The sequence below is a fragment of the Grimontia indica genome (assembly GCF_000333895.2).
GTDB classification, from domain to species: Bacteria; Pseudomonadota; Gammaproteobacteria; order Enterobacterales; family Vibrionaceae; genus Enterovibrio; species Enterovibrio indicus.
This window is the reverse complement of sequence record NZ_ANFM02000022.1, coordinates 119,862-143,366: the sequence shown is the minus strand read 5'-3', so window position 1 is coordinate 143,366 and position 23,505 is coordinate 119,862. Positions and strand designations below refer to the sequence as shown.

Genomic DNA, 23,505 nt, shown 5'->3' with positions numbered 1-23,505 from the left:
ATGGCTTAGCTCGAGAGCATTGGCTGCTGGCGCAGCCAAAAGAATGATATTGCCTGTTGACCGGAGAAGGGCTCATATGTGTTATAAATATGGCCCCAGCACATCAATCAAATTGGTAAAAGGCGACTTCGTCGGCAAACTCAGATATATGGGTAATGTATGCCTTTTCTAGATCATAACAAACTCGAAAATCAAGATGGAGAACGGGAATAGCCAACAGATCAACGCTAAGTTGAGGTTCTCGTTTTGAATAATTTTTAGTATAGGCTCGGATAGATGTCCATAGGGTAAAAATATCCATCAAACCAGACTTAAGAGCATCAGAATCAGGATGCGCTTTGGGCATTTCAGACAGCACATATAAATTATATCTCAGCTCATCATCTAAACGCTCTTCTACTTTTTGTGCGAATTTTTCAACCATATCAAAAACCAACTTTCGAGAGGTTTCTCTTTGTTCATAGTCACGAGATTGCGCCTGAATTTGTAACTGTTTCACTAAGACGGCCAGAGTCAATAGTGCAAGAATTGGAGTATATAGACCTCCCAATGCGCTCCCCATTGAAGCCCAATCAGAATGTTCACTCCATAATCCAAAACCAAATTGATAAATGTAAAATACGATTGGAGCAACAAGAACCAGAAAACATAATGCTAACAATACTTTAAACTTCAAATTCAATGCCTTAACCGATTAATATTTATAACGCTTGGCTTTGCGGCGAGCCTGAGCGTAGCACAGGCTCGTCCGACAACAGCCACTTGTTAGGCTTACACTAAACACCCGCCTCCATGGCAAGTACTTCCACAAGAATGATGTACATGTAAGCAGCCAGATTTCATCCCATTTCGAGAGAAAAGTAGAGATGAAGGAGTGTTCCACCAATCCTTACCGAAAAACTCATTCGCTTTGTCTTTGTCTAAAAAGCCTTTCGCTAACTTATCTGACCAAATAATAGCGGAAGTGTTTTCTATTTCATTGAAAACACTTCCAGTCCAATAGTTTCCATCAGGATAAATAACATGGGTATGTACATCTACAACGGTAGGCCTAGCTGTTACTTTTGGACATACAAAGTTGTCACCCTCTTCGACTCTGAATGAGACGTCGTACGCAAATCCTCCTCCTCTGCATTCGTCCCCGTTTTTACCTAACTCTATATAAGCGGGTAAAACCCTATCGTCTAGGATACTTTCATCCCCCCAAACTTCAGCCACCTTGGACTGGTTTACATATTCAGTCTGGAATATGGCGTTTATAATAGTGGGGTCGAATATTAACCCTCCAAAGCCACCTTTCTGAGGGAGAGATTTAAATACTTTTATTTCATCATCAAATTTCACATAAATATCAACCTTAATGATGGTACCCCGGTGAGTATTTAATATTGGAGCTTTTGAGAAATTATCCGCCTCTTGATAAAAAAGGTTTTTTCGGCCTAGATCATCAGCTGATATAGCCAATCCACTTAATGGGCTTTGTGGATTTTTTTTGATTCGCATTGAATATATATCAATATTTCTTCTTAGATGATCTGGAGTTCCAACTATCGCCTCAATATCGGAAACCCCTGACTGTTGTGCGATTTTTGCTCGGTTATGCCCTTGGTATATTGCGTACTTATTCGTGTTTGGAATTGGTTTAACTACTATTGGCTCGCTCCATTTGACGCCAATTTTTTTAATCCTTTCTTGGGTCGCTGAAGACTCATGAGGAACTAGGTCCTCAAGCCTAATCATTTCTGTTTTTTTCATTTTTATCTCCCATGATTTTTTTTAGTTTCAAGATTGAATACATAGCTCTATGTTGGTTGTTGTTTTTTAGAAATAGATTGATTTCACCATATTGGTCATTGTCAAAACCCTGCAATAACTTAGAACGTTGTTGTTGCGCTAAAGAGTTATCGTATGGGTCCGGTTTTACAAATAAATACTTATCCCAATAATGATATAGACCAAACCAGACATGAGCTGCGTGAACAAAGCTATTTATATGAATTTCATTTCCTGTCCATGGTGAATTAACTTTATATTCATTACCCAATAGAGCTTCTGATAAAAAATAGCTAACACTATTCTCTATCCTGAAGATTTCTTGGTGGATTGATTCATGAATGATCCCGGCCGATAAAATATGAGGATCTGAAGATAAACTTTCCACATTGTAAAGAAATATGGTTTGAAACTCATCACCTCTAGAAAATCCATGATACTCACCTGACTCTGAGTTCAACAGAACAATATTCTTTACATTTTTTCCTATAAAGCTAGCAATCTCCGGCATATTTTTGGACAAGTAATCTAACGATTCATTAATTGCCTGACGCTGCTGAGAATTGCCAGTATCAATAACAATATTTCCCCAGCAATATTGTTCACCGCACGATTGCGACCATGTTAACTGATTAATTAGGTCATTGAGTTCAGCATATTTATTTTTGTTATCGTACAAGGTTAAATCCTGGAGCCTAACAGTGTATTGGACACCAAAGTGGTGTACTTAAACACCCCATTGTGTCCAACAATAACAAGCCACTGTATTTTTAAAGTAGCTTTCCCTATGTTTTAAAATCCCTTTCTCGCGGTGCTAAAAATGGCCTTGTGAAAACACCCTAAAATGGGGCTACATAGGTATTATACGACACCTTTGCATTTACTGTGTGTATCAACAGTGGAAAAGTATATTTCGGATTACAAAAAGTAGGGTGAATAGGAGGCTTTTAAACAACTCATCAAAAATGATGCTGGCTCACTTTGGGGCAAGAACGAGCTAGAGCAGCTCGGCCTAGCACGAAAAGGAGTCAATCCAAACCAGCATCAACTCCAAAATACAAAAACGCCTCTTTTGGCTTGCCTTTCATTCGAAGGCGCGGCTCAAAAAGAGGCGTTTTCAAATTACGATTGTTTTAGCGGTTTCGCTATGCGAACAACTTACTCTTTACCGAATACGTTGTTTTCTTGTTCCTGCACGCGGATGAAAGTCGTGCGCTTAGTCAGTTCTTTCAGTTGCGCCGCACCTACGTAAGTACAGGTTGAACGCACGCCACCCAGAATATCTGCAATGGTGTTGTGAACTGAACCACGGAAAGGAAGCATAACAGTCTTACCTTCTGCTGCACGGTACTTAGCCACGCCGCCAGAGTGCTTGTCCATCGCTGATTGTGAAGACATGCCGTAGAACTTCATGAACGACTTACCGTCTTGTTCAATCACTTCGCCGCCGCTTTCTTCGTGGCCTGCCAGCATACCGCCCAGCATCACGAAATCTGCACCGCCGCCGAACGCTTTTGCAACGTCACCAGCACAGGCACAACCGCCGTCACCGACGATACGGCCGCCAAGACCGTGCGCTGCATCCGCACACTCAATGATGGCCGACAGTTGTGGGTAACCTACACCGGTTTTCACTCGGGTCGTGCACACAGAACCAGGGCCGATACCTACTTTCACGATATCTGCACCAGCAAGGATAAGCTCTTCAACCATGTCACCGGTCACTACGTTACCTGCGCTGATCACTTTGTCTGGGAACTCAGCACGCACTTTCTCAACGTACTCAACCAGGTGCTCAGAGTATCCGTTAGCGATGTCGATACAGATGAAAATCAGCTCATCTGACAGCGCCATGATTTCCTGGGTTTTTACGAAGTCGGCTTCAGACGTACCGGTAGATACCATCACATTGTTCAGCACTTTCGCATCTGCACCAGCGACAAACGCCGCCCAGTCTTCAACCGTGTAGTGTTTGTGAACCGCTGTCATACAGCCGTGTTCAGCCAGAGCTTTCGCCATATCAAATGAACCTACAGAGTCCATGTTTGCAGCGATAACAGGAACACCAGACCATTGACGGCCACTGTGCTTGAAGGTAAACTCGCGGGTTAATTCAACTTGAGAACGGCTTTTTAGGGTAGAACGTTTCGGGCGAAACAGTACATCTTTGAAACCCAACTTCAAGTCTTGTTCGATACGCATTTGTCTTTCCTTACATCATTTAGACAATGTGCCCTTTCGGACAGATTGCTTTCCCACGTATGAATCAATTGGCAGATTGTTCATTACGTGACCAGAAAGCAGGCACAAAAAAACCGGAGCGTTGGCAGACGCTCCGGTTTTCAGCATTATAGGCACAGAAATTTTTCAGGCAAGTCTGATATTTATAATTTTTTTGTGATACCTTTTGACAGATTACAACCTCAAAAAACCGCTTTTCCCCTCTTTAGCATCAAGCCAGATTCTTAATCTATCTTACTGATATAAAAAGAAAAACCGCGCATTCCCTATCGAAACACGCGGCTGATTTTTAAGACTTATTCGTCCTTACAGTACTTTTTTCCAAGGTCCCCACGCTTCACTCAGCAGTGGATCATCCCCTTGCGTCCAGTAAACTGCTTCATAAGTCACACCACCAACGACCACGCGATCGCCTGTGTTGTAAACCTTACCTGCATCCCATGCATTCGGGTCTACTGGCTCACCGCCGCCACCCGGAGTACCGGTAGAAGGCTTGTCTGCATCAGCGACAACACGTACGGTTGGCCAGTTAGCGTGTGAACCATAGAAGTTAGTTACACACTTCTCGTAGTCACCCGGTACCAACGCAGAGTACGCGGTTTGGAAGCCCACCAGCTCACACTCGAACGAGAAGCCGCCTGGACGATCCGGGTAGTATTTCCAGTTACCATCCCAGTTGGTGTAAAGCACATCGGTAGCGCCTTGCAGGTTCAGGCTGCCGAATGGCGTTTGCTGCCAACAGGTGTTTTTCTCGTCAGCTTCAATAGGGATTTGGTAGTGCGCTGCCAAGCCTTCCCAGTAACGGATACGGTTAACTGGCTGGCCTTTGGTTTTGTTTTGCTCGCCACACTCAATACCACCATTGATGATGTTGATTGTGGTACCAAAGCCGTAACCGATACCTGCATCAATTTCACGTTGCGAAGGTTTCCAGGTACGGTCGATTACGTGCAGCATCGCTGGTTTCGGTGCTTGCGGCGTGAGGAAGAACCAAATTGCTGAAGCCAGGTTCAACCAAGAATCTGCCACCAGTGCTGGGTCATTCAGCAGGCGCGTGGCATCTCCGTCAAACATCACTTCAGAGAACATGCCGTAGTTAAAATGGTAGGAAAGCTGTTTTGCACCACGACCAAAGTATCCCTGACCTGTTGCACAAGGCCAACGACGGTTTTGCCAGTCATCCTGACCACAACCTGTGGTGTAACCTTCCTGCCCTTCTGCCCAGCCCATTTCGCGAACATGCACGAGAGCCTGTTGCCATTCTTCAAGCGCCAGCGGGTTGTCAGACACGTTGTCTTTTGCAATATGGCCGCCAGTTTCCTGCGCGAAGTGCGCAAATGCGGTGATGATAGATTTCTTACAGATAGCATCTGCATCACGACCGTCGGTGTAGTCACCACAGAAAGCCGGGAACTTACCAATCGCTTTTAGGAAGCGGGTGTAAGTGTATTCCGGTGCGGCCATTTGGGTCAGGAAGTTCCAGTCCGTTTCTGGGAAAACGCGCTCTACACGCTTCACGTTTTCTGGGTTGGTTGCTGCTCCAGGTAAAATTGCATCAACCACAGAGTTTGGCTGAGTACGCAGTGCCTGTGACCAGGTGTCGTACATTGGGTCCAACGTTAACGCATCTTCCGCAGCCTTGATTTCAGACTGGGAAACAACAAACCCGTTCACGTTATTTGGGTCTTGTACAGGGTCCATGGTCACTGCGCTGTGAGCGAAGAAGCTCGCGCCGAACATGGCAGTAAATAAAGCCGTTCGTTTCATCTTAAATTCCTTATCAAAACTTTTTCTGCAACCGTCTTTATGACGTGCCTGCTTCGCGCTTTTTTGCTCTTTGCGCGTTACCGTTCAGCGCTGATTTTCTCAGCGATTCGCTGTAACCCGTGGCGATTTAGAGATCTTTTATTGATAGCGCGGACAATACGACTATATGCATGCATGAATACACAAGACGACAACTATTGAGGGCGGAAATGTCAGAATGAATGGTGCGCCGACGAAAAGTGAGACGCGTACATTTGTTGTGCATTGATTTTTTGACCACGAACCTTGTATCAACAAGAAAGCACAACACAATGCACTAAATTTTTGGCAATTAATATTAGGTTTGTTCTGCGAGGCAGGTCATTTAAAACAGGATAGTTTTTATCGACAAGCCGCGTCCTGCTGGACGCGGCTTGGTTACAGAGTACGTTTAAATCTTTTTCCAAGGTCCCCATTGCGCACCGGAAGCTGGGTCATCACCCTGTGTCCAGTAACGCGCTTGGTAGGTGACGCCGTTAACCAGCACCTGATCCCCACCAAAGTAAACTGTGCTCGCACTCCAAGTGGTTTCACCCTGATCTGGCGTGGTGCCCGTATCAGGATTTGAACCGCCGGTATCGCCGCCAGTGCCTGCATCACCACCCGTTCCGGTATCACCACCTGTGTCTGTACCAGAGCCACTCCCTGCATCTGGGTTGGTGCCCGTGTCTGGGTTAGTTGATGTACCACCACCAGTCGTATCACCTGCAACGACTTTCCAAGCGCCCCACTGACCTGCTGTTTCTGGGTTCACACCCTGATTCCAGTATTTGGCTTCGTATGTCACGCCGTTAATCGTTACGCGGTCACCAGTTAGGTAAACGGCTTTTTCATCCCAGGTGTTATCCGACGGAGTACCACCATCACCCGGATTTGAGCCATCCCCTGGGTTTGAGCCATCTCCCGGATTGGTATCAATGGTTTCAACAACACGAACCACAGGCCAACCCGCATGGGATTCATAGAAGTTGCTGACACATTTCTCGTAGTCGCCTTCTACCAACGCTGAGTATGCGGTTTGGTAACCTACCAGTTCACACTCGAACGAATAACCGCCCGGGCGATTAGCATAGTATTTCCAGTTACCATCCCAGTTGGTGTAAAGCACATCAGTTGCGCCTTGCAGGTTCAGGCTTCCGTAAGGTAGTTGTTGCCAACAGGTGTTGGTTTCATCTGCTTCAATCGGAATATTGAAATGTTTCGCTAGCCCTTCCCAGTAACGGATACGGTTAACCGGCTGGCCTTTATCTTTGTTCTGTTCACCACACTCAATACCACCGTTGATGATGTTAATCGTGGTACCAAAGCCATAGCCAATACCGGCATCCAACTCTCGCTGTGAAGGTACCCAGGTTCGGTCAATCACATGCAGCATCGCTGGTTTCGGGGCTTGTGGCGTGAGGAAGAACCAAATTGCCGAAGCCAGGTTCAGCCAGGAATCTGCCACCAGACCGGGCTCGTTAAGCAGCTTGGTTGCGTCGCCACCGTACATGACTTCAGAAAATGCACCGTAGTTAAAATGGTAAGAAAGCTGCTTCGCACCACGGCCGAAATAGCCTTGCCCTGCCGCACATGGCCAACGCTTATTTTGCCAGTCATTCTGTCCGCAGCCCGTTGTGTAGCCTGCCTGCCCTTCTGACCAACCCATTTCACGCACATGCACCAGCGCCTGTTGCCACTCTTCGAGACCAAGTGGATTGTCCCAGTAATTGTCTTTGGCTATGTGGCCGCCAGTTTCCTGAGCAAAGTGCGCAAAGGCGGTCACAATCGATTTTTTACAAATCGCATCAGAATCACGGCCATCTGTGTACTCACCACAGAACGCAGGGAACTTACCAATCGCACGCAGGAATCGGGTATAGGTATATTCAGGTGCTGCCATTTGGGTCAGGAAATCCCAATCAGATTCTGGGAAAACACGCTCGACACGTTTGACGTTTTCAGGGTTACTGGCTGCGCCCGGTAAAATCGCTTCCACCACGTCGTTGGTGCGTGTGCGCAGTGCCTGCGCCCAAATGGTGTACATCGGATCTTGGGTTTGTGTGGCCTCTGCGGCTTGCACCTCTGCCCGGGTGACAACATAACCTTCTGGGTTTTGCGGATCAGGCTGCGGGTTCATTGCCATCGCACTTGGCGCAGCAACGGTAGCAGCGATCATCGCGCTTAGAAAAGCGGTCTGTTTCATCTTCTAAAGTCCTTATCAAAATAATTGGTTGGCAGGTTATTTCGCTTCTACTTCTGAGGGGCTGTTGACCTTTGGTGATGATTTTTGCAGCAGTTTGTGGGGGTTTTATGCAAGGCAGAGGCTTCGATGTGTAGCTCGCCTACATGAGAAGCCGATAACGCAGCAGAAAGTCCCCACAAACGCTGCCCGAAGGGTTCAGCTATAAGCGTTTTATGCTTTGTTGATGTGTATTTACTTAGAATGACTAGGCGGCATACACCTCGCCGCGCCTAAAACGCTTATAGCTAGAACAAAATTTAACCACCAAAGGTCAACAGCCCCTGAGTATTTAGCGATTTCCTCGCTCCGCAACATGTTTGCGGAAAGCGAAATTCTTCTGCCGCATCAACTATATGCATCAAGCATGATAAGACTCGACAAGTATCCAGCAGAGAAATGTCAGACTGGATGCTACATGGCTAAATCTTGATAATTCATGGTGCGTTGTAGGGTTATTTTTTGAAGTAAAGCAAGTTAATCACTGTATGGTGAGGGCAATCATAAACTGAATCCATGTCATCTTTTTCAGACGAAATTTTCCAATTTATCAGTAGGCTAGCGCTTTGGACATTATAATGTCCCTGTTGGAGGGAAGGACATGACTGACGCGCATCAAATCATTGAGGAAGCCAAACAGCTTGGTGACGAAAAGATCGCTGAACACTCAGGTCGATTTTTCAAATCCGGGCCGGGAGAATATGCGGAAGGTGATAAGTTCATCGGGATCCGTGTGCCGGTTGTCAGGGCATTAGCCAAACGCCATATGGCTGCCTCACTCAAAACCATCTCCGTACTGCTTGAAAGTGAATGGCATGAAATCAGACTGTTGGCGCTGGTGATGCTTTCCGAGCAATTCAAAAAAGCGGATCCTGACTTCCAAAAAGTCATTTTTGATTTTTACCTTTCCCGCACTCGCCTAATCAATAACTGGGATTTGGTCGACAGCTCTGCTCACCATATTGTAGGGGGCTATCTGGTCGATAAAAAGCGCGACATTCTCTATTCACTGGCAGAGTCAAACAGCCTTTGGGAAAGGCGCATCGCCATGATGGCGACCTTCCCTTTTATTCGGCTGAATCAGTTTGACGACACCATCAAGCTGGCGGAAACGCTGCTGCAGGATAAAGAGGATTTGATACACAAAATGTGCGGATGGATGTTGCGGGAATTAGGGAAAAGAGATTTGCATTTGCTTCGCACGTTTTTGGATAAGCATGGTTCTGTTATGCCCAGAACCATGCTGCGCTATGCCATTGAAAAAATGACCGCGGAGGAAAGGCAACACTACATGGCAATGAAGTAACTAAAGTGCGCGGATCTTTTTGTCCAGCTCGTACCCTTGATCAGTCACCAGCTTTTCAAGTACTTCAATGCGGTTTTTAAGCGCATCAATTTCAGCGACTAACTCCCCTGACCCCTCTTCGACTTTGTTCGCTTCGAATTCACGCACCTGTGCCCGGTAGGCAAAGTAGCTTTTCAGTGTCCGTGTTCCAACAACCAGCGCAACAATGATGATGACAAATAGCAGTGCGTCCATTTTTGCTCCTCCTGAGCCAACACGCCAATAGCTCAGCGTGTTTCGATAAATCCGCGTGATGGTCGGATCATTAGTCAGTTTCAGTGCAATTTCCAAGCAATAAAAGCTGACACTCTGACACGATTCATAAAATCAGAAGAAACGAGTATTAAAAAAGGGAGCCGAAGCTCCCCGATATGGGTGATTGCAAAATCACTTCACTGACCATTGCGACAGCGTGCGTTTGAAATCCTGATAGTCAAACTCGTTTAAGAGCTGGATGTCGCCATTGCTGCGTTGGCAATAAACCGATGGCATACGAAGGCCGTTAAACCAGTTCAGTTTCACCATGGTGTAGCCTGCGCTGTCTAAGATGTGCAGACGTTGGCCGACTTTCAGTGGTTCGTCAAAACTCGCCACGCAGAACTGATCGCCCGCCAAGCAAGAACAGCTGCCAATCACATATGTGTGCTCGCCATTCTCGCTTGCTTCACCTATGGAAGCAGGCTCGTTGTAGATCAGCGTGTCCAATCTGTGCGCCTCGGTTGCACTGTCTACAATCGCGGTTTTCATCTCGTTTTCGACGATATCCACCACGGTAACAACCAGGTCTGTCGTTTTGGTAATGATGGCTTCGCCCGGTTCCAGGTAAAGCTGCACACCATGGCGTTCACCGAACGCTTTCAGTGCAGCTGCCAGTTTTTCGATATCGTAACCCGGCCAGGTAAAGAAGACACCACCACCTAGGCTTACCCACTCAAGCTTATCGAGGTAGCTGCCGAATTTCTCTGAAATGGCATCAAGCAGGCCGACAAACGCATCCACATCCTTGTTTTCACAATTCATATGGAACATCACGCCATTGAGTGACGCAAAAATCTCAGGATCGATCTGATCGAAGTGGACACCCAGGCGAGAGAACTTACGGGCTGGGTTCGCGAGATCCTGACCTGCGTAGCTGACACCCGGGTTCAAGCGAAGGCCAATCGAGGCTTTGCCTTCCACCAAATGGCGATACGCCGTCAGTTGAGATTGGCTGTTGAAGATCATTTTGTCGCAGATATCCGCGACTTCACGCACGTCATCTTCGCTGTAACCAACGCTGTAGGCATGGGTTTCGCCACCAAAGGTTTCGTAGCCCAATTTCACCTCAAAAGGACCACTGCTGGTGGTGCCATCAAGGTAAGGTTTGATGATGTCGAACACGCCCCAAGTAGAGAAGCATTTCAGTGCCAGTACCAGCTTGACGCCAGAGAGCTCTTTCAGGCGTTTCGCTTTCTCAAGGTTTTCAATCAGCTTATCTTCTTCAATCAGAAAATAAGGGGTTTTCAATTCTGTTGGATTCATGGTCTTTCTCTACAGAAAAGCCTGCACAACAGAAACTGTCATGCAGGCATTCACTTAAGTCGCGCTTATTTCAGGATGTTGATAACTGGCTCGCTCGGCGACAGTTCTTCAACGCCCCAATCCAGACCAATTGACGGCATCAGCTCCAGGAATGGGTCCGGGTTCAATTGTTCCATGTTGAACACGCCCTTACCGTTCCACTCGCCTTTGAAGTAAAGCAGAGCTGCAGTGATAGCAGGAACACCTGTGGTGTAAGCAATCGCTTGGTGTTCAACATCTTTGTAAGCCACTTCATGGTCAGCATTGTTGTAGACGAACACACTGCGTTGCTTACCGTCTTTCTTACCCTGAACCCAAGTACCGATACAGGTTTTACCTGTGTAACCCGGCGCCAGAGATGTTGGATCAGGCAGCAGTGCTTTCAGTACTTTCAATGGCTCAACTACAGTGCCATCACCCAGAGTGACTGGGTCTGGGCTCAGCAGGCCAATGTCGCGCATGCAGTTGAAGTAGTTCAGGTAACGGTCGCCAAAGCCCATCCAGAATTCGATGCGCTTAGCTGGGATGAACTCTTGCAGTGAACGCACTTCATCATGCGCCATAGAGTAAACCTTGTGGCTGCCGACCAGCGGGAAATCAAACTCCATCATACGGGTATGACAACCCACTTGTTTCCACTCGCCGTCTTCCCAGTAGAAAGAGTCACCCTGGATTTCCAGCATGTTGGTTTCTGGGTCGAAGTTGGTCGCGAACTTTTTGCCGTGGTCACCGGCATTCACGTCCATCACGTCGATAGTGTCGATTTCATCGAACAGGTGCTTGTTAGCGTATGCAGCAAAAACACTGACTACGCCCGGATCGAAGCCCGCCCCAAGAATACCTGTGATACCTGCTTGTTCGAATTTCTCGCGGTAACCCCACTGCCAGTCATAAGCTTGCGGCACTTGCTGACCTTCAGAACACAGGTCAACAGCAACAGAGGTGTCGAGATAAGACGTTTTAGTCTGGTAGCACGCTTCCATGATGGTCATATTGACCCATGGAGGACCGGCGTTAATCACCAGATCCGGTTTCACGTCGTTGATTAGCGCAACCAACGCTTCCACATCATCGGCGTCAACCGCACGGGCTTCCAGCTTGTGGCTGGTATCTTTCTGGTTGTTGCGGCCTTTGATTGACTCAATGATCGCTTCACACTTCCCTACTGTGCGGGATGCAATGGTGTAGTCACCGAATACATCGTTGTTTTGCGCGGCTTTATGCGCAACAACCCAACCAACACCACCTGCACCAATTTGTAGAACTGCCATGTTAAATTCCTTTCAAAAAACTGCTGGGCAAATCCCCCAGCAAAAAAATTAGAGAGATTGCTTGGCGATTTCGCCGCCCAGCGTTTCAAGTTCGTTGAGTAGTTGCTCAAAGTCGTTCAAAGTCAGACAAGGGTTGAGCAGCGTGAATTTCAGGGCAACGTTGCCATCCACCACGGTTTCACCCACAACAGCGCGTCCTTGTACCAAGGCATCCAAACGGATTTGCTTGTTGAGCGAGTCCAAATCCATCCCTTTGTTCGATCCGGTGTAGCGGAACAGAACGGTAGACAGACAAGGCACAGCCAAGAGTTCAAAGTCTGGGCGCTGATTCACCAAATCGGCAACCTGTTGCGTCTGGTTGAGCAGGTGATCGACCATGGAACCCAGCGCCTGTGGGCCAACGTTTTGCAGCGTCATCCATACTTTCAGCGCATCAAAACGGCGGGTTGTCGCGATAGACTTGTCCACCAGATTCGGCAGCACGTCTTCTTCGCGGTTCAGGTAATCTGCGTGGTGACGGATATAGCCAAAGTGCGCTTTGTCTTTAAGCAGCACAGCGCCACAGCTGATTGGTTGGAAGAACATTTTGTGGAAGTCGACCGTCACGGAATCAGCACGCTCAATACCTTCGAGGCGTGCGTGGTGGCGACTCAGGATCAACGCACCGCCGTATGCCGCATCTACGTGCATCCACAGACCGTGTTTTTCAGCCAGATCAGCCACATCGTCCAGATCATCAATAGAGCCGTTATCCGTGGTGCCGGCAGTGCCAGTGATCACAAACGGGATCAGGCCTTCAGCTTTCAGTGATTCCACGGCTTCTTCAGCAGATTCGATACTGATGGTACCATCGGTATAGGTGTCGACGCAGACCACAGCATTTTCACCCAGACCCAACAATGACGCTGACTTCTGCATGGTGAAGTGGGAGTTCTTTGAGCAGATCACACGAAGTTTGTCAGCATATTCCGGCAAGCCATCTTTCTGCACATCATGACCGCTGGTTTGCTTGATGATGTGGTCGCGCGCCATCAGCAGACCCATCAGGTTGCTTTGGGTACCACCGCTGGTGAACACACCGTCTGATTGCTCATTAAAGCCAAAACGCTTGCACAGCCAGTCTGTGACTTCTTGCTCTACAAAGGTCGCCGCACTTGCCTGATCCCAGGAATCCATTGACTGATTCAGCGCAGTGATAAAGGCTTCTGCAGCCACAGCAGGCAGCATTGGCGGGGTATGCAGGTGCGCGATGCAATGAGGATGCTGGACGATGATGGAATTCTTACCGATCAAGTCCGTCGTCTCATCAATCACATCCGTCAGCGGCTGAGGGTTTTCGCCCAATTGCGCGCGGCGGATTTGAGATTGCAGCACCATAGGGTCGAGGCCACTGTATGGCGAGTCTGTGGTTTCAAACAGTTTCTTCAGTGCCAAGGTGCTTTGATTCATGGCCGACTCAAAGCCGTCAGCGCCGTTTTTGCCGACATGAATGAAGTGCTCGCGCCAGCTTTGTTGAATGCTGTCCATTGGCTGCGAAACAGGTTTTGGTTCAACCAGTGAGTCAATCGCCTCTTCCAGCGCTTTCAGCGCGAAGTCGATTTGCTCGAAAGTGATGATGATTGGCGGCAGGAAGCGGAGTACTGAACCGTCGCGTCCACCTTTTTCAATGATTAATCCGCGCTCAAGCGCCGCACGCTGAATCGCAACAGTCAGTTCCGGGGCTGATTCAGGTTCACCAAATTTGTTCTTGGTGCCTTCTGGGTCGCAAATCTCAACACCCAGCATCAAGCCTTTGCCACGAACTTCCGCGATGCAAGTCGTTTTCTCAGCAATCTTTTCCAGACCACGGCGCAGATATTCACCCGTCACTGCCGCTTGGTTTGCGAGGTTGTCACGACGGATGATTTCCATCGCTTTCGCACCAGAGACCATGGCCAGCTGGTTGCCGCGGAAAGTACCTGTGTGTTCACCTGGACGCCAGGTGTCGATTTCTTTATCGAACACCAGCAGCGACATAGGCAAACCGCCACCGACAGCTTTTGAAAGACAAAGAATGTCTGGTGTGATGCCTGAATCTTCAAACGCGAAGTGAGAGCCAGTTTTACCGATACCACATTGGATTTCATCGAAAATCAGCAGAATGCCATGCTCTTGGGTAATACGGCGCAGTTCTTTCAACCAGAATGCTGGCGCTGGGATCACCCCGCCCTCACCTTGTACCGGCTCAACGATAATGGCAGCAGGTTTCTGCACACCACTTTCGTCATCAGCCAGCATACGTTCAATGTAACGCAAGCCCTGACGCGCGCCTTGCTCACCATGCAAGCCATAAGGACAGCGCAGGTCGTATGGGAATGGCAGGAAGTGAACATCAGCCATCAAGCCTTGGCGACGCGCTTTGGTGCCGAGGTTGCCCATCAGCGCCATGGTACCGTTAGTCATGCCATGGTAAGCACCATGGAACGCGGCAATCGTGTTACGGCCAGTGGTTTGTTTGGCGAGTTTAATTGCTGCTTCTACGGCATCAGCGCCAGAAGGGCCACAGAACTGAACTTTGGCGTTTTCTGCAAAGTCCTGTGGAAGGAAAGCCATCAGTTCACGAATGAATGCATCTTTCGCTGGTGTTGTAATGTCCAGCGTTTGGTAGGGAATACCCGCGTGAAGCTGTTCAATCAAAGCTTGATTGATTTCAGGATGGTTGTAGCCAAGCACCAAGGTGCCAGCACCCGCCAGACAATCCAGGTAAACCTGACCACGGCTGTCTTCCACCAACACACCATTTGCCTTAGCAATAGCGACCGGTAGACGGCGAGGATAAGAACGAACCTCAGATTCGTAGTGTTCCTGACTCAGTAGCAACTCATCTGGTGTCAGGTCGTGAAGGCCTTGTAAAACAGGAACCGGGCTAACTGCCAATTTGTCCTGAGTTTCAGTAGGAAAGTTAATCATTATTCTTGATCTTCCATGTTCACCACTACGTCACTGCCGAATTTGCGTGTAGCAACCCTTAACACCAAAGCGGGCGTTATCGGGAAATCAGCAGGTAAGTCGTGGAGCACACCCCCGAGTCATCGGGAAATACCCGTCGAATCACTTCGTGTGATATCAGCGGAAACCTAAGTGTGTTTGAGCGCGCTAAAACAAGTACGGCAAAGCATCACGATCAAGTCGTGGGGGAACAGCTTTAAAACGTTTGAAAAGCGTCTCTGATGATCGGATTGATCAAGGCTCAGTAATAATACTGCAGTTTGGTAAAACGAAGCTGAAGTGGAGGTAATACATAATCACTGTTGGGTTCCTCAATATGCCCCGACTTCGTTGAAGCCAGACAGCTCTATTAATGCCCTTCTACTAGAAAACCATTTCCTAGTACCTACGGTGCGACGACAACTTCTTCAACATTGCGCCGCGTATGTCTCGAAAAGCTCTACGTTCGAGATTGTCGCGCAAGGTAACATAGTCGCTTTTTTGAACTCAAGCGTTTTTTTCCATTCAGTTAAATTTCGATTATTTCGGTTACATCTGTTACCAATTGTGGCTATTCAGCCTTACCGAACGAGTCCAGAAATCTATTCAAGTTAGTTGTGCTGGCTACTTGAAAAATAGGGGGAATAGCACTCTCGATAATGATGCTAATTGGCAGCTTTTTAGGGACTCAATTTTTGGGGGAGAGGTAAACCAGATATCGGCTTTTGTGTCATTCTGCCCAACGCCAAGAGTCCTCTTGTGACATATCAGGTGGTTACATCAATCTCAGGTCAAAGTCATCAGACTTACCAATACTTTGCGCCCACTACGCGAATAGCCTAAGCTAGCTGACACGTGTAGGTAAGTGACTGTTATCAAAACATTAGGTATCTAAATGAACAAAGCAAACTCAACAATCTGGCTTGCTATCTTCTTTGCTGTTTTTATTTGGTCGGCAATCAACCCAAAAGATCAGTTCACCTGGTTCCTTGAAGTGGCGCCAGCGCTTATTGCACTTGTCGCTCTAGCGATGACCCGAAAGTCTTTTCCGCTCACCCAAGTCACTTACTTCTTTATTCTGGTTCATTGCGTGATTTTGATGGTTGGTGGGCATTACACATATGCAGAAGTCCCGCTGTTTGATTACATCAAAGAGATAACCAATACCGCACGCAATAACTACGACAAAGTGGGTCACTTTGCGCAGGGCTTCATTCCTGCCTTAGTGGCTCGTGAAATATTGATTCGAAACTCAGTGATACCTTCACCACGCTGGCGCAATTTCTTTATCGTATCGTTCTGTTTGGCTTTCAGTGCGTTCTATGAGCTTATCGAGTGGTGGGTTGCCGTTATGTCTGGAGAGTCTGCTGAAGCTTTCCTTGGCACTCAAGGCTACGTTTGGGACACGCAATCAGATATGTTCCTGGCGATGATTGGTGCGATCACATCGCTGGTTCTATTAGGCAAGATACACGACAAACAACTCGCGAAGCTTAACACGCGTGAGCCCATCAGCGGTCAGTGACCGGGAAGTAGGTGGCAACTGCGACAGAAAATCGGAGCAGCCCCCTTCACTTTACTGCCGAGAAATAACCAAAAGAAAAAGGCCTACAAGCTTGTGCTTGTAGGCCTTAATTTAAATGGTGCCCCGGGCCGGACTTGAACCGGCACAACGCGAACGTCGAGGGATTTTAAATCCCTTGTGTCTACCAATTCCACCACCAGGGCACGCAATTCTGTGATTGCGATGATAGGCACCATCTGCAAATAATTTGTGGCGACATGCAAGGTTCCTTGCATATCACACTTCCGATGAATCGAAAGTAAAAATTTGGAGCGACACACGAGGTTCGAACTCGTGACCTCAACCTTGGCAAGGTTGCGCTCTACCAGCTGAGCTAGTGTCGCAATTGGTTGCGGGAGCCGGATTTGAACCGACGACCTTCGGGTTATGAGCCCGACGAGCTACCAGGCTGCTCCATCCCGCGTCCGTATTTCACCGTTCAAGTACGATGACAGCGATTCCCATTTCTCAATCCCTTAAAAGAGATTGGAGCGACACACGAGGTTCGAACTCGTGACCTCAACCTTGGCAAGGTTGCGCTCTACCAGCTGAGCTAGTGTCGCATCATGGAGGCGCGTCCCGGAGTCGAACCGAGGTCCACGGATTTGCAATCCGCTGCATAGCCACTCTGCCAACGCGCCTTCGTTTCTCCCGCTTCAGTAAGTTGCCTTCCTCTGCGGTACGGGTTGGCATTCTACATAAGTTTTTTGGGCTGTCACGCACTAATTTCGGCGTTTTGGTTTGTTTGCTTCTTTATCGAGCAAATCTGATAAATATCAGCCACATTGATCAAACTTTTAGCAAAAATTTCTGGCATTTTTCATCGCAGCCCTTATGTGCGCGGCTTGCAAACGCTCAAAACAAAAAGCCAGCGAATGATCGCTGGCTTCATTTTGTTCAAATTCAGATGACTGATTAGATAGCCTGAACGTCAAAATCCACTTCTGGGTTAACGTCAGCGTCGTAATCCACACCTTCAACACCGAAGCCGAACAGTTTCAGGAATTCTTCTTTGTATTCCACGTAGTCTGTAAGCTCTTTCAGGTTCTCTGAAGTGATTTGTGGCCACAGGTCACGGCAGTGTTGCTGGATGTCGTCACGCAGCTCCCAGTCATCCAGACGCAGACGGTTTTTATCGTCTACTTCTGCTGCTGAACCATCAGCTTTGTATAGGCGCTGGCTGAACATGCGGTAGATTTGCTCCATACAGCCTTCGTGAACGCCTTCAGCGCGCATTTTCTTGAACACCATAGCAATGTACAAAGGCATCACTGGAATCGCTGAGCTCGCTTGAGTCACAACCGATTTCAGTACCGCTACGTTTGCAGTACCGCCAGTCGCGGAAAGCTTGTCGTTCAGTGCCGCTGCTGCGCGATCCAAGTCCATCTTCGCACGACCCAATGCGCCGTCCCAGTAGATTGGCCAAGTCAGCTCAGTACCGATGTAACTGTAAGCTACGGTCTTACAACCGTCAGCCAGCACGCCTGCGTCAGACAGAGCTTGAATCCACAGTTCCCAGTCTTCGCCACCCATTACGGTAACCGTGTCTTTGATTTCCTGCTCAGTTGCAGGCTCAACACTGGCTTCGATGATTTGGTCTTTGTTGGTGTCTACCGCTGTAGAAGTGTAAACATCACCAATTGGCTTCAGTGATGAACGAACCACTTCACCTGTTTTTGGCAGTTTACGAACTGGAGAAGCCAATGAGTAAACCACCATATCAACCTGACCAAGATCTTCTTTAATCAGCTCGATCGCTTTCTTTTTCGCTTCATCAGAGAATGCATCGCCGTTCAGGCTCTTTGAGTAGAGACCTTCTTCCTTGGCGAATTTGTCGAATGCCGCAGAGTTGTACCAACCCGCTGTGCCCGGCTTTTTCTCCGTGCCTGGCTTTTCGAAGAACACACCGATGGTCGCTGCACCGCCGCCAAACGCAGCAGCAATGCGCGATGACAGGCCATAGCCGCTAGATGAACCTACTACCAGTACACGTTTTGGTGCGTTAGCAATTGGGCCTTGGGCTTTGGTGTATTCGATTTGCTCTTTTACGTTAGCTTCACATCCTTTTGGATGGGTAGTCGTACAGATAAATCCGCGAATTTTCGGTTTGATGATCATATTCAACCTTCCTTTCAAAGTTGGGCTTAGGATAAATACTTCATCTTGTTTTGGCACTTGTTTTTGTCGCAAAACCCCGATTTCGGGTAGTGGTTGGAGGTGTTAGCAAGAAAAAACGCCGCAGTTGCGGCGTTTTTGAGAACAAATCTGCTGTTATGCAGCTTTGCCTTTCTTCGAGCTAGCCGGTACAGACTCAGATTCTGACTTGAACCATGAAGGGTCAAAGTTATCCACCTGGATCGCTTCGTAGCGCAGCCCATCAGCGTGCTTGATTTGGTCGACTTCTTCTTGGGTCAGAACATTCTGCTCAAGGGCAGCATCCAAACGCTCGGACAATAAACCTTTCGCAGGGATTTTCTTCTCTTTTGCCGCAACTGCCATTTTCTTCTCAAGCGGCTTAACCGCCACCATGGCTTCGAAAGCGCGCTCCATGATACCTACCGGGTCAGTTGCTTTGTCGCCGACATAACAAAGGTGCGTCAGGCGCTCGCGGTGTGCACCTGGAGTCATCAGCAAATCAGCAATTTGCGTTGCCAGTTTGTCTGATGGTGCTTTGTAGTGCATTCCCAGTGGGAACAAAATCGCACGCAGTGAGAAGCCAACACCTTTCTGCGGGAAGTTGTTGAACGCGCCGCCAAACGCTTCCGCACACTTGTTCAAGCAGTGTTGCAGTGAGTAGTGAACGAATGGCAGGTCAGCTTGCTGACGACCTTCATCTTCGTAGCGCTTCAATACTGCAGACGCCAAATATAGGTGACTCAGTACATCACCCAAGCGGGCTGACAGCATTTCACGGCGTTTCAGTTCACCACCCAGCGTCAACATGGCAACGTCGGCTGTAACTGCCAACGCACGGCTCATACGGGACAGTTGACGATAGTAAGCCGCCGTTTCGCCCGATACCGGTGATTTGTTAAAGCTTGAGCGAGTAAATGCATTGGTGAAAGACATCAGCACGTTCTTAGTGGCAAAGCCAATGTGTTTGATCAGCAGTGAATCAAACGCTTCTGCACCTTTAGCTTCATCTTTCTCTGCCGCCGCTTCCATTTCTTTCAACACGTATGGGTGACAACGTGTCGCACCCTGTCCGAAGATCATCAGGTTACGGGTCAGAATGTTTGCCCCTTCTACTGTGATTGCCACAGGCATACCAAAGTAGTGGTGACCAACATAATTCAAAGGCCCCAACTGGATTGCACGGCCGGCATGAATATCCATCGAATCATTCAGGATGGTGCGCGCCAGTTCAGTCATGTGGTATTTGGCAATGGCGGTCACAATACCCGGCTTCTCATGCATATCCAGAGAAGTCGTGGTCAGTGTGCGCGCTGCCTCGAGCATATAGGTGTAACCACCAATGCGCCCCATCGCCTCGCCCACACCTTCGAATTTACCGATGTGCATACCAAACTGCTTACGAACATAAGCATAAGCACCTGTCGTGCGTGCCGTCAGGTGACCAACTGCGGTGCCCAGTGCAGGCAGTGAAATACCACGACCTGCTGAGAGACATTCCACCAGCATACGCCAGCCTCGACCCACGTAGTCCTGACCGCCGATGACCCACTCCATTGGAATGAACACATCCTGACCACGCGTTGGGCCATTCATGAACGACAAACCCAGCGGGTTGTGACGCTCACCAATCTCAACACCTTCGTGATCCGCTGGGATCAACGCACAAGTGATACCGAGTTGTTCCTTGTCGCCTAACAGACCTTCTGGGTCATGCAATTTAAAGGCAAGACCAAGCACAGAGGCGACTGGCGCTAGCGTGATGTAGCGTTTGTTCCACGTCAGGCGGATACCCAGCACTTCTTTACCTTCGTGCTCGCCCATACATACGATGCCTTTATCCGGGATAGAGCCCGCGTCTGAGCCCGCTTCAGGGCCAGTCAACGCAAAACATGGGACATCCTGACCGTTTGCCAAACGCGGCAACCAGTAGTTCTTTTGTTCCTCAGTGCCATAGTGAGTCAATAGCTCACCTGGGCCCAGAGAGTTTGGTACCATCACAGTCACCGCTGCACTCAAGCTTCGCGTGGCGATGCGTGAAACAATGGTCGAGTTCGCATAGGCAGAGAATTCGAGACCGCCGTACTCTTTTGGAATGATCAGCGAGAAGAATTTTTCCTTCTTCAGGAACTCCCACACTTCAGGCGGTAAGTCTTTGCGCTCCTGAACGATTTCAAAGTCATCCAGCATCCCCAGCAGTTCTTCTAGCTGGTTTTCCATGAACGCTTTTTCTTCGTCAGTTAAACGTGGTTTTGGATACTGCAGCAACTTACGCCAGTCGGGATTACCGGCGAACAGTTCGCCATCCCACCATACACTGCCAGCTTCCATCGCCTCACGTTCTGTCTCAGACAGCGGCGGAAGAACCTTCTTGAAAAACTTAAATGCAGGGTCGCTTAAATAACGTCTTCTAAGTGATGGTTGAGAGCTCATGATTCAGATCCTTGTATTTGTAACACGTTAATTTTTTATTATTTTTAAGCTTTATCCTGCACTTTGCGGCACGCCGCTTGGCACAAGAGACAATTCCTGACTGGTCGGTGCGTCCACACCTGCTGCCAGATAAGGGATCAATCGGTCGAGAATGTCTTCAGTCGTCACATTGGAACCAAAGTCATTCTCAGCGATTTCACTGAGTGCAACGTTAGACGCCATGGTGAAAATCACCGCGCCCAGCGTAAAGTGAAGTCGCCAAAACACATGTTCAGGTTTCAGTGATGGGTTGGCTTTTATCACCGCTTCTGTAAAAAGCTTCAAAACAGCATCGTAGCGGGTGGTGATAAACCAACGAAGGTGGCCCTGAACATCGGTATAACCGCGGCCGATAAGCTGCATAAACGTGGAAGCACCATGGCGGCGGAAAGTGTCTAACCCTAATAGTGGACGCTTGGTACACGCGAACACTTCTTCCATTGAAATGTCATCTTTCACTAAAAGCAGCCTCAACTCTTGCTCCAGTTGTGGCATAAACTGTTCGAGATAACGGGCGAGGACGGCACGCACAAGCGACTTCTTATCACCAAAGTGATAATTGACCGACGCCAGGTTTACCCCAGCCTTGCTCGTGATGGTGCGAAGAGAGGTCTCTTTGAAACCATGCTCAGCAAATAACTGCTCCGCAGCATCGAGAATTTTTCCTTTGGTTTCGCCTTTCCCAGCCATTTTTATTCACCCGTATTAAACACTTGTTTAACTTTACATCCCGTTAGCATTAATAACAACCCCTAAACAATCATCAAAAAAGTTGTCCTTGCCACGAAAAAAATCTGTTGGATGTAAGCGTCTGTAAATTAATACCATTCGCTGAAACGGCACTCAGTCACACTCAAATGTGAGAAAAAAATCGATTCTTTGGGGAACAATCTGGACTTCATCAGGTCACATATAATGCCACTGCTTTTTCTTAGAAGTTTTTATTCTTCTGGAGCCCGTACACTGATTTTGAGTACGGGCTTTTTTTCGTCTGGCGTCAGAGATTGGGGATTTTGGAGAGAGAAAATTTTTTTCGAATTTTTTGAACTAAATGAAAATGGCCCAGTCTGAATGTATGTAGATAGCGGATAAGTGCCTTTTTAATGTATAGCTGGCCGCCACACATGACTTCCAACTTATCGCTAGATGCTGCTGCTTTTTCTTACTCCTGCTTAAAAAACATTTATGTTGCCCGCTTCAGATGAAGCGGGCTTTTTTTATGCTGCCATTTACCCCAACGTCGGCAATGGCATGTCAAATGGCGACGGATACTTCAGCGTCATACCCAACGTTTGCAGCGTGTGATCAGCAACTATCACCTTCCCTTCACCCCCGTCTTCAATAAATTGCGGTTCCTGCAAACCCAGTCCTGCAGCCGCCCAACGGTAAAATGCTGAACGAGTAGGATGATCGGTGGCGCTGAGATGGAAAGTTTCGCCACCGATTTGCAGAGCAATAATGGCACTGACCGCCTGAATACAATCGTCACGATGAACAAGGTTTACTGGATCCAACCCTCCACTGACATTTTCTCTGCCCGCGAGATGTTTTCCAGGATGACGCTCATCACCAATCAAGCCCGACAGTCTCAGCACAACGCCACGATCACCAAACTCAGCGAATACATAATCTTCAATCTCACGATGGGCTTTCCCAGATTCTGTGTTGGGCTCACAGACTGTTTTTTCTGTGACTAACCCTGTGACACTGCCGTAGACCGAAGAGGTACTGATAAAGATGAATTGTTTCACGCCGCCAGACTTTGCGGCATCCACCATTCTCTTCATGGCATTAACGAACACACTTCCATCGATTGTTCGTCTGCCGGGCGGAATGTTGGCCACAAAAACATCGCTTTCAAAAAGAGGTTGTGATGACGGGTCGTGTTTCTCGCTAAATATATCGAACACCACACCATTGATGTGCTTCAATTCCAATTCGTTGAGAGACGCAACGCTACGTTTGCTACCAGTGACCGAATATCCAACTTGATGCAAATGTTCCGCGAGAGGAAGACCAAGCCAACCACATCCGCTTATTGAAACTGTTTTATATGGTTTCGACATCGAAAGTTCCTTGTAAGCCATTTTCATTTCTACGCTTGATTCATTCGAGACGTGCCACAAGAAACCGAACCCGTTTCGCATTTGGT

Annotated in this window: 16 protein-coding genes and 5 tRNA genes; 2 read left to right on the top strand and 19 right to left on the bottom strand. The window is 48.1% G+C overall.

The window, feature by feature from the left end; translation table 11 throughout:
• Positions 1-103: 103 nt before the first annotated feature.
• From D515_RS13685 to D515_RS13660, 6 genes are all read right to left on the bottom strand, one after another.
• Positions 104-676 (bottom strand): hypothetical protein, encoded by a 573-nt coding sequence (locus D515_RS13685; protein ID WP_152442374.1) that lies wholly within the window; start codon positions 674-676, stop codon positions 104-106.
• A 95-nt stretch (positions 677-771) separates the two neighbouring features.
• Complete coding sequence (locus D515_RS13680) at positions 772-1,755, bottom strand: ParB N-terminal domain-containing protein (protein ID WP_039850103.1); 984 nt, start codon at positions 1,753-1,755, stop codon at positions 772-774.
• Positions 1,733-2,452: a hypothetical protein gene (locus D515_RS13675; RefSeq protein ID WP_002539297.1), complete on the bottom strand. Its 720-nt coding sequence runs from the start codon at positions 2,450-2,452 to the stop codon at positions 1,733-1,735. Before D515_RS13675 ends, D515_RS13680 begins: the two co-directional genes overlap by 23 nt.
• Before the next feature lie 479 nt (positions 2,453-2,931).
• Positions 2,932-3,975, bottom strand: a complete 1,044-nt coding sequence (locus D515_RS13670) for a GMP reductase (RefSeq protein WP_002539296.1) — start codon at positions 3,973-3,975, stop codon at positions 2,932-2,934.
• A gap of 345 nt (positions 3,976-4,320) precedes the next feature.
• A complete protein-coding gene (locus tag D515_RS13665) occupies positions 4,321-5,781 on the bottom strand; it encodes a chitinase (RefSeq protein WP_002539294.1) in 1,461 nt (486 codons plus the stop codon).
• Positions 5,782-6,211: 430 nt separating this feature from the next.
• Positions 6,212-8,005 (bottom strand): chitinase, encoded by a 1,794-nt coding sequence (locus D515_RS13660; RefSeq protein ID WP_002539293.1) that lies wholly within the window; start codon positions 8,003-8,005, stop codon positions 6,212-6,214.
• 637 nt (positions 8,006-8,642) lie between these two features.
• Here D515_RS13660 and D515_RS13655 point away from each other — a divergent pair.
• Complete coding sequence (locus D515_RS13655; RefSeq protein ID WP_002539291.1) at positions 8,643-9,347, top strand: DNA alkylation repair protein; 705 nt, start codon at positions 8,643-8,645, stop codon at positions 9,345-9,347.
• Here D515_RS13655 and D515_RS13650 read toward each other — a convergent pair whose 3' ends face one another.
• The 4 genes from D515_RS13650 to D515_RS13635 form a co-directional block, all read right to left on the bottom strand.
• Positions 9,348-9,581, bottom strand: a complete 234-nt coding sequence (locus tag D515_RS13650) for a hypothetical protein (protein ID WP_002539289.1) — start codon at positions 9,579-9,581, stop codon at positions 9,348-9,350.
• 192 nt (positions 9,582-9,773) lie between these two features.
• A complete protein-coding gene (gene nspC / locus D515_RS13645) occupies positions 9,774-10,907 on the bottom strand; it encodes a carboxynorspermidine decarboxylase (protein WP_002539288.1) in 1,134 nt (377 codons plus the stop codon).
• 65 nt (positions 10,908-10,972) lie between these two features.
• A complete protein-coding gene (locus tag D515_RS13640; RefSeq protein ID WP_002539287.1) occupies positions 10,973-12,217 on the bottom strand; it encodes a carboxynorspermidine synthase in 1,245 nt (414 codons plus the stop codon).
• 48 nt (positions 12,218-12,265) lie between these two features.
• Complete coding sequence (locus D515_RS13635; RefSeq protein ID WP_002539286.1) at positions 12,266-15,166, bottom strand: pyridoxal phosphate-dependent class III aminotransferase; 2,901 nt, start codon at positions 15,164-15,166, stop codon at positions 12,266-12,268.
• Positions 15,167-16,079: 913 nt separating this feature from the next.
• On the opposite strand from D515_RS13635, the gene D515_RS13630 reads away from it, so the two are divergent.
• Positions 16,080-16,709, top strand: a complete 630-nt coding sequence (locus tag D515_RS13630) for a DUF2238 domain-containing protein (protein WP_002539283.1) — start codon at positions 16,080-16,082, stop codon at positions 16,707-16,709.
• A gap of 116 nt (positions 16,710-16,825) precedes the next feature.
• Here the strand turns inward: D515_RS13630 and D515_RS13625 are convergent.
• From D515_RS13625 to D515_RS13580, 9 genes are all read right to left on the bottom strand, one after another.
• A tRNA-Leu gene (locus D515_RS13625) sits at positions 16,826-16,912 on the bottom strand.
• Between the two features lie 104 nt (positions 16,913-17,016).
• Positions 17,017-17,092: transfer RNA gene (locus tag D515_RS13620), tRNA-Gly, on the bottom strand.
• Positions 17,093-17,095: 3 nt separating this feature from the next.
• Positions 17,096-17,172 (bottom strand) — tRNA-Met (locus D515_RS13615).
• Between the two features lie 63 nt (positions 17,173-17,235).
• Positions 17,236-17,311: transfer RNA gene (locus tag D515_RS13610), tRNA-Gly, on the bottom strand.
• Between the two features lie 4 nt (positions 17,312-17,315).
• Positions 17,316-17,389, bottom strand: a tRNA-Cys gene (locus D515_RS13605).
• 274 nt (positions 17,390-17,663) lie between these two features.
• Complete coding sequence (gene fabV, locus D515_RS13595; RefSeq protein ID WP_002539280.1) at positions 17,664-18,866, bottom strand: enoyl-ACP reductase FabV; 1,203 nt, start codon at positions 18,864-18,866, stop codon at positions 17,664-17,666.
• Positions 18,867-19,019: 153 nt separating this feature from the next.
• On the bottom strand, positions 19,020-21,314 hold the full coding sequence (locus tag D515_RS13590; RefSeq protein WP_002539279.1) for an acyl-CoA dehydrogenase: 2,295 nt from the start codon (positions 21,312-21,314) through the stop codon (positions 19,020-19,022).
• A 51-nt stretch (positions 21,315-21,365) separates the two neighbouring features.
• Positions 21,366-22,043 carry a TetR family transcriptional repressor PsrA gene (psrA, locus tag D515_RS13585; protein ID WP_002539277.1) on the bottom strand — a complete coding sequence of 226 codons (678 nt, stop codon included), beginning with the start codon at positions 22,041-22,043 and terminating at the stop codon, positions 21,366-21,368.
• A gap of 539 nt (positions 22,044-22,582) precedes the next feature.
• Complete coding sequence (locus D515_RS13580; protein ID WP_002539275.1) at positions 22,583-23,419, bottom strand: NAD-dependent epimerase/dehydratase family protein; 837 nt, start codon at positions 23,417-23,419, stop codon at positions 22,583-22,585.
• Positions 23,420-23,505 lie beyond the last annotated feature (86 nt).